At 47.2% G+C, this 13,773-nt stretch carries 10 protein-coding genes; 4 read left to right on the top strand and 6 right to left on the bottom strand.

Annotation, left to right across the window (positions count from 1 at the left end; all coding sequences use genetic code 11):
- The first annotated feature begins 39 nt into the window (after positions 1–39).
- Complete coding sequence (locus tag R8806_RS01760; protein WP_124316180.1) at positions 40–558, top strand: dihydrofolate reductase family protein; 519 nt, start codon at positions 40–42, stop codon at positions 556–558.
- A 96-nt stretch (positions 559–654) separates the two neighbouring features.
- Here the strand turns inward: R8806_RS01760 and R8806_RS01755 are convergent, their stop codons facing one another.
- Both R8806_RS01755 and R8806_RS01750 read right to left on the bottom strand, forming a co-directional pair.
- Complete coding sequence (locus tag R8806_RS01755; RefSeq protein ID WP_124316181.1) at positions 655–2,742, bottom strand: type IA DNA topoisomerase; 2,088 nt, start codon at positions 2,740–2,742, stop codon at positions 655–657.
- 26 nt (positions 2,743–2,768) lie between these two features.
- Positions 2,769–4,085, bottom strand: a complete 1,317-nt coding sequence (locus tag R8806_RS01750) for a DUF3945 domain-containing protein (RefSeq protein ID WP_124316182.1) — start codon at positions 4,083–4,085, stop codon at positions 2,769–2,771.
- Between the two features lie 247 nt (positions 4,086–4,332).
- On the opposite strand from R8806_RS01750, the gene R8806_RS01745 reads away from it, so the two are divergent.
- The 3 genes from R8806_RS01745 to R8806_RS01735 are packed head-to-tail and all read left to right on the top strand — an operon-like array spanning position 4,333 to position 8,045.
- Positions 4,333–5,034: a DUF6088 family protein gene (locus tag R8806_RS01745; RefSeq protein ID WP_124316184.1), complete on the top strand. Its 702-nt coding sequence runs from the start codon at positions 4,333–4,335 to the stop codon at positions 5,032–5,034.
- Positions 5,035–5,043: 9 nt separating this feature from the next.
- On the top strand, positions 5,044–6,045 hold the full coding sequence (locus tag R8806_RS01740; RefSeq protein WP_124316185.1) for a nucleotidyl transferase AbiEii/AbiGii toxin family protein: 1,002 nt from the start codon (positions 5,044–5,046) through the stop codon (positions 6,043–6,045).
- Positions 6,042–8,045: an ATP-binding protein gene (locus tag R8806_RS01735; RefSeq protein ID WP_151411436.1), complete on the top strand. Its 2,004-nt coding sequence runs from the start codon at positions 6,042–6,044 to the stop codon at positions 8,043–8,045. Before R8806_RS01740 ends, R8806_RS01735 begins: the two co-directional genes overlap by 4 nt.
- 85 nt (positions 8,046–8,130) lie before the next feature.
- Here R8806_RS01735 and R8806_RS01730 read toward each other — a convergent pair whose 3' ends face one another.
- The 4 genes from R8806_RS01730 to mobA form a co-directional block, all read right to left on the bottom strand.
- Positions 8,131–9,786, bottom strand: a complete 1,656-nt coding sequence (locus R8806_RS01730; RefSeq protein ID WP_124317535.1) for an IS1182 family transposase — start codon at positions 9,784–9,786, stop codon at positions 8,131–8,133.
- 119 nt (positions 9,787–9,905) lie between these two features.
- Positions 9,906–11,915, bottom strand: a complete 2,010-nt coding sequence (gene mobC / locus R8806_RS01725; RefSeq protein WP_124317536.1) for a conjugal transfer protein MobC — start codon at positions 11,913–11,915, stop codon at positions 9,906–9,908.
- Between the two features lie 20 nt (positions 11,916–11,935).
- Complete coding sequence (gene mobB, locus R8806_RS01720; RefSeq protein WP_124317537.1) at positions 11,936–13,183, bottom strand: conjugal transfer protein MobB; 1,248 nt, start codon at positions 13,181–13,183, stop codon at positions 11,936–11,938.
- Positions 13,168–13,590 (bottom strand): conjugal transfer protein MobA, encoded by a 423-nt coding sequence (mobA, locus tag R8806_RS01715; RefSeq protein WP_124317538.1) that lies wholly within the window; start codon positions 13,588–13,590, stop codon positions 13,168–13,170. The genes mobB and mobA overlap by 16 nt, the downstream gene beginning before the upstream one ends.
- Positions 13,591–13,773 lie beyond the last annotated feature (183 nt).

Here is a 13,773-nt window from a genome sequence, read left to right as displayed (position 1 = left end):
AGGTTGAAAAAGATTATCAACTGTTTAATACCTGATAGGATGAAACAAATTAAAGCGCATATCGCCGTATCTCTTGACGGACATACAGCCACCTTAGATAAGGAACTGGATTGGTTACCCGATGAAGTAAAAACTATCGTTGGCAAATACTATTTGGATGCAGATTGCCTGCTTATGGGGGCGAACACCTACAACTACATCTTTGAACACTGGGGCGGGTGGCCGCACAAAAGCAAACGGTCTTTTGTGGTGTCACACTACGACACTAACGTAACGCCGGACTGCGGCGTGGAGTTCCTGACCGAAGAACCGCTGCAAAGGGTCTATGAACTGAAACAGAAAACCGACATACTGGTGGTGGGCGGCGGCAAGCTGCTTACTTCATTGATTAAAGCCGGACTGCTGGACAGCCTGACAATATACACCGTCCCGGTCATGGCGGGCAAAGGCATCGGCTTTATCGGGGAAACATTCGGCTCACATTGGAAACTCTCGGAAAGCAGGGTGCTGGATAACGGGGTGGTCTGTTCGACCTACCTGTTTGGCGGAAGCGTATAAAAAATGCGCCCGGTTCCCGCCGGGCGCAACCACTAAAATTTCAATTATTATAAGTTGCAAAACCTATCACAATGAAATTTCAGCGGCAAAGATAGGCTATTTCTTCGGTTTCGCTTTCTTTTCGGGGAATGAAAAACCGACATTGAACTGTTCGTCCAGTACCAGCGAAGCATCGAAAGCCTTGCCGTTCTTGCCCTTGAAGCCCTTGATTAGCCCGGTCTTGCGTTTCGTCACCAGTTCGACAATCTGCTTGTCGGTCAGTTGCTTGTCGCACTTGTTGCGGAATATGGTAAGCGTGCAGTCCACGTTGGAACACTTCGCCACTTTCGGGTAGAACAGGATGCGCCCGTTATTGCATTTGGGGCAGGGACAGGTTTCACCAGTAGCGACAGATAGCTGCACCGATAGCAGTTCTGCGGTGATTTGCGTTGCGTACACCTCGATGCCCTTTCGGAACGTGTCGGCATCCATGCTGCCCGCTTCTATCTTGGAAAGGGCGGTTTCCCACATACCCGTCATTTCGACATCAGCAATCTTCTTGTCCTTGACAATCCCATAAACGGCAAGCCCCTTGTCGGTAGGTACAAGGTTCTTCTTCTCACGCACGATGTACTGGCGGGCGAACAGCGTTTCGATAATCGCCGCACGGGTGGCGGGCGTGCCTATCCCGGCATCTTTCAGGCTGGCTTTCAGTTCGGCATCTTCCAGTTCCTTTCCGGCGTTCTCCATTGCGGCAAGCAGGCTGCTTTCCGTGTGCAGCGGTTTCGGCTTGGTCTGCTTCTCCAACAGTTCCACGTTGGAAATCGGCAGGCTTTCGCCCTCTTGAAGCGGCGGCAGGCTGGCGGCTTCTTCGTCCCCGCCCGTTTCCTGCTCGCCGAACACGGCACGCCACCCGGCTTCTTTCATCACAGACTCTTTCACCGTGAAGTCGGTATCTCCAGCCGACAATATGGCGGTGGTAACGTCTTTCACGCACTTGCCCGAAAAGGCTTCCAGCATACGCCCGGCTACCAGCTCGTAAACCGCCCACTCGTCTTTGGTGAGTTCGCCGGGCAGGTTCTCGGTAACGATTAAGGCGTGATGGTCGGTCACTTTGCCGTCATTCACGCTACGGCGGTTCAGGGGTGTGCCGTCCAGCCCAGCGGCATACCCGGCAAAGCGAGAGTATTGCCCCAGCAGGGCGACACGCTCCGGCATTTCATCGAAAACGTCCTCCGATATATAGCGGCTTCCGGTTCTCGGGTAGGACATCACTTTCTTTTCATACAGGCTTTGCGCTACGGAAAGCGTCTTGTCAGCCGAGAAATTCAGCTTTGTATTGGCTTCCTTTTGCAGCGTGGTAAGGTCGTACAAAAGCGGCGGTTCTTGGCTGGCTTCTTTCCTCTCAACGGATTTAACAAAGAGTTGTCCGGCATCCTTTACCCGTTGCAGGGCGGCTATGGCTTCGGGCTGCTGCTCCCACTTGGCGGTCGATTGGGCGGTGAAACTTATTCCCCCGCTGGCGGTATGGGCTTTGAGTTGCCAAAACTTGGCGGGTACGAAATTCCTGTTCTCCAAATAGCGGCTGCATATCATCACGAGCGTGGGTGTCTGCACCCTCCCCAGCGAGAACACCCCCTGTCCGGCGGCTACGCTCAACGCTTGGGTGGCGTTTATCCCTATCAGCCAGTCCGCTTCGCTGCGGGACTTGGCAGAGAGGTAGAGGTTATCGTAACATTCGCCCGGCTGCAAGTTATCCAGCCCCTCACGGATTGCCTTGTCGGTAAGGCTGCTTATCCACAGGCGCACGAAAGGCTTACGGCAGTTCAGGTAATGGAAGATATAGCGGAAGATTAGCTCACCCTCACGCCCGGCATCGGTGGCGACAATAATCCGGTCGCACTGGTCGAACACTTCCTTTATCACTTTCAACTGTTTCAGCACGCCGGGGTCTGCCTTATAACCTTTCTCCGCTTTCACCTGACGGGGGATTAGCTGGAAATCGGGCGGCAGTATGGGCAGGCTCTCCCTGCGGAAGTTCGCCACGCCATAGGCTTCCGGCATGGCAAGCTGGATTAAGTGGCCGAACGCCCATGTCACCATATACCCGTTGCCGGAAAGATAACCGTCATTACGCTGGGTCGCACCGATGATGCGGGCGATGTCTTTTGCCACGCTGGGCTTCTCTGCTATCAATGCAATCATAATTCTTTACTTTTTAATGGTGGATATTACATTTTCATTCCTCTGGACTTCTTGGGCTTGTCCGCTTTCAGGCTCTTGTCCTGCGCTTTCTCATGCTTCTCTTTCTGCTTGGCGGTGGGCTTGTCCTGACCCTGTTTCAGCGGCTCTTTGCCCCGTTTGGTGGCTTCGTTGGTCTTGCCCTCCGAATTGACCGCTACCTGTATCCGGCTCTCGGCGGCGGGGGTAACGTCTTTCGGCTTCACCTTGTCGGGGGATTTGCCCTGTGTGCCGGGCTGCACATGACCGTTGAACTCAACGCCCTTGCCGTCCTTTATCCCGGCTACCTGCTGCTCTGTGGGCTGTTGTCCCTGCTGCAAGAATTGGACGGCAGACCTCGGCAGGAACTCCAAGCCACGCTCCACCGCACTGACCTGCAAATAGGCACTGCGCTTCGTGCCGTCCCTAAATTGCAGGTTTTCCATTTTCACCGCTTGCCCGGCTTCAAAGGCGGCTTTCTGTTCTGGGCTGACTTTCACGCCGCAAATGGTGTCGGGGCATTTCCACTTGTCAGCCCGCATATACTCCAGTTCGTGCGTGTACCTGTCCCGGCTGACGAACACGGGGATTTGCCCGCCGCTTTTCGGGTCTTTGATTTCAGCGATGCCGCCCAAGTTGCCAGTGCCTTGCAAGTTGCCCTGTTCCTGCTTGGTGAACCTGTGTTCATGGAACGGGCGTTGCAACAGTTTCTCGTCCTGCTGCACGCCGTGCAGCTTGGGTACTACCGTGCCGTCCTTTGCCTGATAGAAAGAGAGCTTGACATCGGTAGGTTTGAGGTAGAAGCCGCCCACCGTCCCCGAAACGGTGTAGGTGTTGCGGGACTTGTATCCACGCATCACCCGGTCGAAGTCCTTCGTGTTTTTCAGTGTGTCGGCGGTGATGCCGACTTTTTTCAGGTTCTCCCAGTCGATTTTTGCCGGGTCGAAGCGGTAGCCCTGCTTGAACTCGTGGAAGTCGGGCTTCGGAACTCGAAGCATTTCAGCCCGCTTGTCGCCCTCCGTCGTGGGGTTGCGGTGGTTGTCCTCGATTGCCTTTGCGTCCTGCTCCACTTCGGAAGCCTTGACACTGAAAAGTTCCAGCCCGGAAGTATCCTGAAACTTGCGGAAGAAATTGGAAATGAAGTTGCTGAACACATCGCTGTTCTTGTCCACCTGCATGAACTCGCCGCCCCGTGTCGGCGGTACGGTCTGCAAATTGCCCTCCTTGTCGATACCCTTAACGGCACTCACCTTGCCCTGCTGTTTATCCAAGACCAGCAGCACGTCTTTTTCCTGCCCCTCTGCGGGCGGGGTCATTCTGTTTGCCATAAATAATTGAAATTTTAGCGGTTACGGGAATAGTCCCGCCCAAAGGTAGCGACTAAATATGCTATATTTGGACGGGCGGAAACGGCTGTCCGAATTTGTCCTGCGCTGTCCCGATTTGTCCGGGTCAGATGAAAATATCCAACCAACAGTTGGAGAAATGAAAACATCTTCGGCAAAATATTTGTTATGTTTTTGCAGGTGATTACATAATATACTATCTTTGCAGATAGAAACAAAGTACATAAATATGGCTTCATTCAGGAAAGAGATACTTGGGCAGATTGAACGGATAGATACCGGGCGTATATTCACGTTCCGGGATTTGTCGTTTGAAACGGAAAAGACCGCCAATGTTGCGGTGCTACTCTCCGAACAGAGTCGCAAAGGGATACTGGTTCGGGTTGAAAAGGGGGCGTACTATCGTCCTAAGAAATCAGTGCTGGGACTGGGAAAGCTGCCTGTCTATCAGGATGAACAGTTCCGCTACCTGACTGAAAAACTGAACGGCTATATCACGGGTGCTTACGTCTATAACAAAATGGGGCTTACCGAACAGGTCGCCACAACCATAACGATAGCCACTCCAAACCCGGTACGCCGTTTCCGTTTCAAGAACTTGGATATAGAGTGTGTGAAAGCATACAGCATGGACTACCCGGATGAAAGCCTTGTCCCGTACTTGCGGCTGCTCGATGCGATAAAGGACATGAAGCGCATACCCGGAACCACCGGGCAGGACATCTACAACCGGGTCAAAAGCCAATATTTCAACGGGTATAGCCTTCCGGAACTGGAAAAAATCGTATCTTTGGCGAAAAGTTACCCGCCACGTGTCAGAAAGGTGGTGGCGGATATACTGGGCGACATCAGACAAACCGTATTGCAAACAGAAATGGCAAAGACCATTCTTCCCACGACACGGTTCAACTTGGATTACAAAACAGCATAGGACAGAAATATGAATTTACATTCGGACAAAGAAGCGTTCAAGGAAATCATCGCACTGGCGGCTGAACATTTCGGCTACGAGCAGTCGCACGTGGAAAAGGATTACTGGGTATCGAAGATACTGCGGGATATTTCCATGTCCGAATATGCGGATAAGACCTACTTCAAAGGCGGAACTTCACTTTCCAAAGCCTACGGGCTGATAGAACGTTTCTCGGAAGATTTGGACTTGTTCGTGTTTACGGGTGACAAAGGTGCGTCCAAGCAGGCGGAAAAGACATTGAACAAGAAACTTTCCAAATACATAGCCGAACTCAACAGTGACATATACAAGGAAGATTTGTCGGAAACGGGCGGTAATTACCGCAAACTGTATTTCTCGTATGACAATGTATTTCAAGGCGTGGGACTTAAAGAGCATTTGGAATTAGAGATAAAATCTTGTGACCTGCCGGACAAAAAACTGATGTTCTACCCGGCAGACAAGCGGGTTATCAAACCGATTGTGACCGCCTTTCTTGAAAGCATCGGGCAAGAGGAACTGATAAGCACCTACGGGCTGGGAAGTTTTGAAACGCAGTGTATCAATCCCCGAAAGACTATCTGCGACAAGATTTCAAGGCTGGTAAAGCTGTCTTACAATGAGGATGCAGCCGCACTGTTGGCAAAGCATATCCGTGACGTTTACGACTTGTCGGCACTCTACCACAATCAGGAATATAACGATTACCTACATTCGGAAGATTTCTTGGATGCCATGTACCGGGTGACGATAGAGGACGGGCTAAACAAAAACTCCCGTTCGCACTTGTCGCTGGCTGATGCACCGATATTCAAGGATGCCGAAGCGGTCATGGCGTTACCCGAAGTGGCTACGGCGTACATTACCGATTTGAAGAAACTGACCTTTGACAAAAGCAATATGCCGCCGATAGGCAAGGCTGTGGAAGCATTGAAGAACCTGCACGAAATACTGGTTAAATTTGAAAAATATAGAACTATACAAATATGAGAAGTAAAGTAACACTACGCAATAAGAGTATTGACAATGCAGGAATACCGTCTGATTATAAGTTAGCTATTGCTGAATATATTTGGAATAGTTTTGATGCAAAGGCTACAAATGTGAATATTCAATTTGAAGCTAATGAAATTGGTTATATATCTCATTTTATTGTTTCTGATAATGGAGAAGGGATAAACTTATCAACCATTGCTTCTACATTTGGCGCTTTTCTTGATTCACAAAAGCAACAAACATTTCAACGGACATCAGAGGTCAGAGGGAAAATGGGGAAAGGTAGATTCTCATTTATAAACTTCTGTTCGAAAGCGGTTTGGAGAACACGATATGAAAAAGAAGATGGGGCAATATTGCAATATGATATAACAATTAATGAGGGAGATAAAGACCATTACGAAACAGACAACAATCAGATAATAAAAAGTGGTAATACGGGAACAGATGTGTTCTTTTACAATTTAAAGAAATTATCATCATGGCATTTTATACAACCCTCTTTTAGCGAATTTCTTGCCCAAGAATTTGGCTGGTTTTTGCATTTAAATAAAGAAAAAGGGTACTCAATAACTATTAATGGGACAGCTATTGACTATGAATATTTGATAACTGAAGACGAAACTGTAACGGAGGTTATTTCAGGCTTTGAATTTGAAATTTCATATATCCGTTGGAGTAAAAAAATTGGTGATAAATTCTATTACTATTACTTGAATAGTAACAATTATGAACTTGGCAAGGAACTGACATCGTTTAATAATAATGCAATAAATTTCTTTCATAGTATTTATATTGTTTCTCCTTATTTTGATAACTTTTCCTTTGATGAAAAGCCACACCCAAGAATAGATGGAGTTAAGAATCAATCGGATAGTGTTTATAAAAATCTAAAAAAGAAACTTCTTTCCTTTTTGAAAGAAAAGGAAAAGAAATATGTAAAAGAAAGTGCGGCGAATAAATTAATCGCTGATTATGAAAGAAATGGCGTGCTTCCAGCATTTCGAGATAATAAGTACGACCAAGAAAGGAAGCTCGATTTATTAAATGTAATCAAAGAAATATACTGCATACAACCCAAAATATTTAAAGGCTTAAAGAAAGAACAACAACAAACTTGTGTTGGATTCTTAAATCTTTTATTGGATACAGACGAAAGAGAAAATATACTCTCTATTCTTAGCGGAATCGTTACTTTATCAACAGAAGAACGAGTTCAACTATCTCAAACTTTAAGAACAACATCGTTAAGCCGAATATTACGAACTATAAAAATGATACGAAATAGATTTGAAGTTGTTGAACAACTAAAAAATCTTGTTTTCGACCTAAAAAAGTTTTCTACGGAAAGAGAACATATTCAAATTGCGATAGAAGAAAATTATTGGTTATTTGGAGAACAATTTCATTTGGTATCAGCCGATGATACCTTTGAAAAGGCGTTGTCTAATTACTTATACATATTAGATGGTAATGAAGATAGCCAACAGATAGATTCAGCGGAACGGAATAGACGACCTGATATTTTTATGTGTAGAAAACATAAAGTTGCTGACAGTTCGGATTTTTCAAATATGTTGGAAGAAAATGTCATAGTTGAATTAAAACGTCCGACAGTAACAATAGGCAAAAAACAATTTCGCCAAATTGAAGATTACTTAGACTTAATAAAAGGAGAAGAACGATTTAATAGTCAAATGCGTTCGTGGAAATTCTTTGTTGTAAGCAACAAAGTTGATGATTTCATAAAAGACCAATATAAATCATTTCAAGATAAGAATAAACGGTTTTTAGTTCATATAAAAGAACAATTTGAAATATACGCAATGACTTGGGATGATGTATTTCAGTTATTTGAGATAAAACATCGTTTCTTATTAGATAAGTTAGATTTTGACAAAAAGATAATCGAAGAAGAAATTAAATTAAGTGTGTGTAATCGTATAGCTGCTGATAATATTGTATTAGATGTTACGAAATTAGAAACTATATAATAAAATCAACTTAAAAACAAGAAGGTGTGTCGTAATGTACGATGTACCTTCTTTTTTTCGTATACTATAAAAATCGGTTCATTTTTTAAGCTGCGATATTTTGGATACTTCTTTGATTTATTTGTTCCCAACATCTAAAAACAGCAGTTGTAAGTTCATAAAACAGTCTCATCATCCAATTCATACCTTCTTTTCTCATTTTTGCACACATCTTTTTTATATTGAAGGCAATAGCCAAGAAGGAAAAGTCCATGAATACCTTATCCTTTCCAAAATGGCGGAAACGTTTGTAGTTCATATTGTATTTTATTTGTCCGAACACAGCTTCCGGTTCTATACATCTCTGTCCTCTGTGTTTCAGTCCTTCCTTGGAACATAGCAGTTCTTTGGCTTTCTGCTTGTATCTTCTGAGTCTGTGATTCAATTCTATCGTTCTGTTTCCTTTTGCTTTAAAACATCGGCATCTTAGCGGACAGCCTTCACATCTGACGGCTCTGTATCTGGCATTTTCGCTGACATATCCGGATGCAGTTTTTAGATGTCTGGTACCTATCCTCCGCATCTCCTGCCCCATGGGGCATATACAATAGTCATATTCTTCATTGTAGTAGAGGTTTTCCGTCTTGAACGGGTCCGGTTTGAATCTCGGCCGCTGCTCCATGTGAAAGCAGTTGTACTTGACGTAGGCTTCCATACCGTTTTCTGACATGAAGCGGTAATTCTCCTCAGATCCATAACCGGAATCGGCAACCACCGTACCGGCCAATCTGTCATATCTGCTTGAGAAGGATTGCAGAAAAGGTATCAGGGTCAGTGTATCCGTAGGGTTCGGGAAGAGTGCAAAATCGGTAATGAACTGGTTCTCGGTGCCGATCTGAAGGTTGTAGCCGGGCTTTGTCTGGCCGTTACGCATGGCATCCTCCTTCATTCTCATAAAAGTAGCGTCCTTGTCTGTCTTGGAATAGGAGTTCCTCTCTTGCATAGTGTCCAAATGGTTGTCGTATTCCTGCAGCTTATCCCTGTGTTCTTCCAGCTCCTTCAGTTGTTTGCGTTTCTTTTTCAGCGCAGTCTTTTCCTCTTTAGTGGAAGGCTCCGGAACTCTTTCAAGTGCATGACGTAACTCTCCCGCCATTTCGGTCAGTATAGCCGGAGTGAATTCAACTGCCTCATAGCTTTTCGATGATTTCTCCTGGGCGATGACATCATCTATCTGTCCTAACAGGACATGTATCTTCCTCATCAGGCGTTCACGATTCCGCTCAACCGTTTTTCGCCAGACGAAAGTGTACTTGTTGGCTTTGGATTCAATCTTTGTTCCGTCAATGTATTCCACATTCAGACTGAGGAAACCTTTGAAAGAGAGAAGAAGTACGGTTTGGGTAAACACCTCGTTGATTTCCTTCTTCACCCGGTTGCGGAAACGGTTGATGGTAATGAAATCCGGTTGCTCATATCCGGCAAGCCAGATATAATGAATGTCACGATGAAGGAGATTTTCTATTTTACGGCAGGAGTAGACGTTGTTCATGTAGGCATACAGAATGACCTTGAGCATCATCTTGGGATGGTAAGGGCTGCGGCCGCATTCCTTATACAATTTCTTGAAACTTTCAAGATTCAGGCTCTCAACCAGAGCGTCAACTATGCGCACCGGATCGTTTTCTGCAATATCCTCATCAATTCTTTGAGGAAAAAGCACTGTTTGGTTGGGATTGTAAGGGCGAAAATGTATCTTTGGCATAACGAAAACTTTATGCTTAAAGAAACAAAATCTTTAGGTAATAACAAAGTCCCAGATTGTGAAAGTCGGGGCTTTGTGCATAAAAAAAGAGGTGTGAATTTTGACACACCTCCTTGCGGTTATTCTTCCTCTTTTATGAGGTGGCATAGCTCCGGGTCATTCTTAATCCGGGTTATCTCGTCCTCGACAATCTGCCGGACTTCCTGACGGATACGGTCATAGTTGGCTTGTATCTCTTCCTGCATCCGGTCGTTGCCGTCCTTGTCGGTGAAGTCGATAATCTGCGGCAACTTCACGTAACGGGCGGTTTCCCGCTTCACCTTTTCATTGTCCACCACGATTTCACAGTGGAAAATCTTCTGTTCTATCCGTTCATCGAAGTTGTCCGCCACAGCACCCACGAACATACCTTGCGTGAGGTTGGATATTTTGCTGGCGGGTATCAGGCTGTCCATTTGGGTGCTTATCGAGGTAGACTTTTCCCGCTGGTTGATTGTCATGCTCTGTCGTTTCTGCAACACCTTTCCGAAACGCTCGGAAAGGATTTTCGCTGTTTCACCGACTACCTGACCGCTGAACACGTTACCCACAGTATTTTGTATCACCCGGCTTTCCTTGTCCCCGTAATCACGGGTAAGCTGGCTGTAATCCTGAAAGCCCAGCAGAACCGCTACCTTGTTGCTTCGTGCGGTTGCAATCAGATTGTCAAGCCCTCGAAAATAAATCGTTGGCAGCTCGTCTATTATCACCGAACTTTTAAGCTGACCTTTCTTGTTTATCAGCTTCACTATTCTACTGTTATATAATCCCAGTGCTGCCGAGTAGATATTTTGGCGGTCAGGATTGTTGCCGACAACCAAGATTTTAGGCTCTTTCGGGTTGTTGATGTCGAGTGAAAAATCATCGCCCGTCATTACCCAGTAAAGGGCGGGTGAAATCATCCTTGAAAGCGGGATTTTCGCACTGGCTATCTGCCCCTGCAACTGCTCTTGAGCGTCTGATTCCCAAGCATCTACAAACGGAGAAAGATAGTTTTCCAGTTCGGGATAACTGCGCAAAATGGTGAACACATCGGCGTATTTCTTGTTCAACAGTTCAATGGCATGGGGGAACGTACAATACTTACCGCCTTGATAGATACGGAGATACCAAATTATAGCCGCCAAAAGAATAATCGGGCTTTCCACGAAGAAATCTCCCTGCTTGCTTATCCAGCTTCGATTGAGGTTAAGCATAATCGTATAGCTGGCTTCATAAGCATCCGCAATGTCCGACATGAAGCTGGCGTTTATCGGGTTGCATCGGTGGCTCTTGCGGGGGTCGTCAAAATTGATAACGTAAAACTTAGGCTTTACCTTGTAGCCGCTCAAGTGTGTAAGCAGGTGATTGTAAGCGATTTCCGAAAGGTCAGGGAATTTGTAATCATAACAATAGAGCGCAAAACCTTTCTCAATTTGCTGTTTTATGTAACTGTTTACCACTGCATACGACTTACCGCTGCCCGGCGTTCCCAGTACAAGACTGGCACGGAACGGGTTCACGACATTTATCCAGCCATTATTCCATTTCTTCTTATAGTAGAACCGGGTAGGCAGATTTACCGAATACTCGTTCTCGATAAGCCTTGTTTCCTGCTGGAAACTTTCGTTCTCGGTATTAAAGACATCATCCATGAGGTTGTTTTTCAACAGCCGGGACACCCACGTACCCGCCATGAGCATACAGATATAGCCCGCCGATAGCGTAACGATATAAAACACGGCATCCGCCGTATGTGGCAGCGGAAGTTCCAGCAACCACCAGTTCAGAAAGAACAAAGTTACTCCCGCCGCAAGGCTGCAATGTATCTTCGTCCACGTTATCTTTTCCTCTTTCACGCCCTTAGTGCCGATACACGACAGGGCGAGGAACACCACCGCAAAAAGTTTCGTCCAAAGGACGGACGAGAACAGCCCGGTGGTGCGCTGGAAGTTCCACAGTATCTTGTCTATCACCTCAAACGTCACTCCCCATTCTTTCAGGGTGGAGTAACAGAACCAGTACACGTTTATTCCCACCAATAGAATACTGACAGCCCGCATAAAGTCCATGACCCGTGCAAGCCCTCTCAAATCATCTTCCTGTTGCATGATTGTAATGTTTTTTTAAGTTAGTCAATGCGCCTTGTGCGCTTCTTTTTCTTCTTTCTCTTTTGGCGGGCGGTGTCCTGCGGCTCGTCACCGCCTGATGCACCGCCGCCCAACAATCCACCGAAAGCACCCAGCACAGAAGCCACACCCGGAACGATATCGGATTTCGGCGTAAAACCCGGCTGTTCCTGATGCGTGGATTGTTCCTGCCGTATGTCCGCTTTTCTTTCATCGGAATACAAATCGTTGAACACGTTCGCCGAATACTCCTTGCCCAAGCGTGAACCGTTCAGCACCACCCGGCTGTCGTGGTCGATGAACGTAACGCCATAGATGCGCCCGCTGTCGTTCTGACGGAATACCACGTCAATGCCGTGCTTTCTTAGCTGCTGTTCCAGTTCCTTGCGGCTGCGGGTGGTCTGCATGGCAGTGGCGACAATCTTCCGTGTGCGCTCTTTCAGCTTGCCGTTCTTGATTGCTTCGCCCGATTTCTCCATTCTACGCTGCACCGCTTCATACCCCACCGACTTGCCGATGCGGGAAGCCTTTACCGGGTTGCCCGCCTTTTCGCCCTTGTCGTTCATGGCAGAATAGACAATGCCCTGATAGGGCTTGCCGTTTATCTCGCCTTTGACTTCCTCGGCGCACACGTTGTAAGCGGCAAGCAAAGCCTTGTACTCCCCGAACGACTGGAAGCGGTAGCCATAGCAAGCCGCTTTCACGGTATTGCCTATTTGGTGCTTCACGTCCCCGGCGGCATAATCCACCTTTTTAAGTTCGGGGCGTTCGGCACGTTCCTTTCGCTCTGCCGGGTGCAGGTTGTATTTCTGCTCCAGTTCACGGGTGATTTGCTTGCTGCGCCGATGCTCGAACCTGTCATTCAGCGGCTTGCCGTTCTCGTCCACCCGCAACCCCACGATGTGGATATGGTGGCGGTCAATGTCGGTATGTTTATATACCAAATAAGGCTGGTCGCCATAGCCCAACTTCCGCATATACTCTTTGGCAATGTCGGAAAGCTGCTGGTCTGTCAGCACGTCTTCCGGGTGCGGGTTTATGGAAATATGAAGTATCGGCTTCTTGGTGGATAGCTGGACAGGCATCTGCATTTCAAAGCTGCGCATACACTCGCCGATAGAGAAATTTCCGTCCTCACCCAACAGCATCCGGTTGGAGAAAAGCACCTTTGCTTCCTCGCTGTCCACCTTGTTTTGGTTGTAAGCCAGTGCGCCGAACATATTGCCGCCCGTGCTTATTTTGGCAACCATAGTTCCTTGCATTCATTGGTTAATGCAATAACTTGGCGGTTCAGTGCCGCCAGTTCGGTGGTCGCTTTCTCCAGTTTATAGAGAAAAGCCAGTGCCTTTTTCTCCGAAAAGTTGCTGTGCAACGCCTTTACGACTTGGTTGTAATTGACCGCAACCGCCCGGAACTGGGCGTAAAATTCGGTCAGCCGGGCGCAATACTCGACCGCTGACTTATCCACTTTCACCACCCGGAACGGCTCGCCGAACAACCGGGCGGCGATGAAACGGGACTTGCTCGTAACGCCCGACTGCTCCCACTGCGAGAGGAAGCGGGCGTTCTCCCGGTCGTTCAGGTAAAGGACATGGCGATGCTTCGCCGGGTCTGCGAGGGCGGGGCGACCACCCTTGTTGGTTCTTCTTGTTTCCATGCTTCTTTGGATTAAAAAATTACGACTTCGGAGTGATTTTTACCCCCGCAAGGGGCAAGGCGTTTTCAGGCACGGAAAACGGTTTTGTAGCATACAAAACACACCTTGCTATTTTCTGACGAAAATCGAAATCCGTCACGGACGGATTGGGGTTAGCGTGAAGCGGTAAGCCCTGCCGTTCAC

Source organism: Butyricimonas faecihominis, assembly GCF_033096445.1.
Taxonomy (GTDB): domain Bacteria; phylum Bacteroidota; class Bacteroidia; order Bacteroidales; family Marinifilaceae; genus Butyricimonas; species Butyricimonas faecihominis.
This window is presented reverse-complemented; position numbering and strand designations above follow the sequence as displayed.

Bases quoted from the DNA above. Each gene is read 5' to 3' on its own strand.
- mobB (WP_124317537.1), bottom strand. From the start codon at position 13,183: ATGGTTGCCAAAATAAGCACGGGCGGCAATATGTTCGGCGCACTGGCT.
- R8806_RS01740 (WP_124316185.1), top strand. From the start codon at position 5,044: ATGAATTTACATTCGGACAAAGAAGCGTTCAAGGAAATCATCGCACTG.
- R8806_RS01730 (WP_124317535.1), bottom strand. From the start codon at position 9,786: ATGCCAAAGATACATTTTCGCCCTTACAATCCCAACCAAACAGTGCTT.
- R8806_RS01755 (WP_124316181.1), bottom strand. From the start codon at position 2,742: ATGATTGCATTGATAGCAGAGAAGCCCAGCGTGGCAAAAGACATCGCC.
- R8806_RS01750 (WP_124316182.1), bottom strand. From the start codon at position 4,085: ATGGCAAACAGAATGACCCCGCCCGCAGAGGGGCAGGAAAAAGACGTG.
- R8806_RS01760 (WP_124316180.1), top strand. From the start codon at position 40: ATGAAACAAATTAAAGCGCATATCGCCGTATCTCTTGACGGACATACA.
- mobA (WP_124317538.1), bottom strand. From the start codon at position 13,590: ATGGAAACAAGAAGAACCAACAAGGGTGGTCGCCCCGCCCTCGCAGAC.
- mobC (WP_124317536.1), bottom strand. From the start codon at position 11,915: ATGCAACAGGAAGATGATTTGAGAGGGCTTGCACGGGTCATGGACTTT.
- R8806_RS01745 (WP_124316184.1), top strand. From the start codon at position 4,333: ATGGCTTCATTCAGGAAAGAGATACTTGGGCAGATTGAACGGATAGAT.
- R8806_RS01735 (WP_151411436.1), top strand. From the start codon at position 6,042: ATGAGAAGTAAAGTAACACTACGCAATAAGAGTATTGACAATGCAGGA.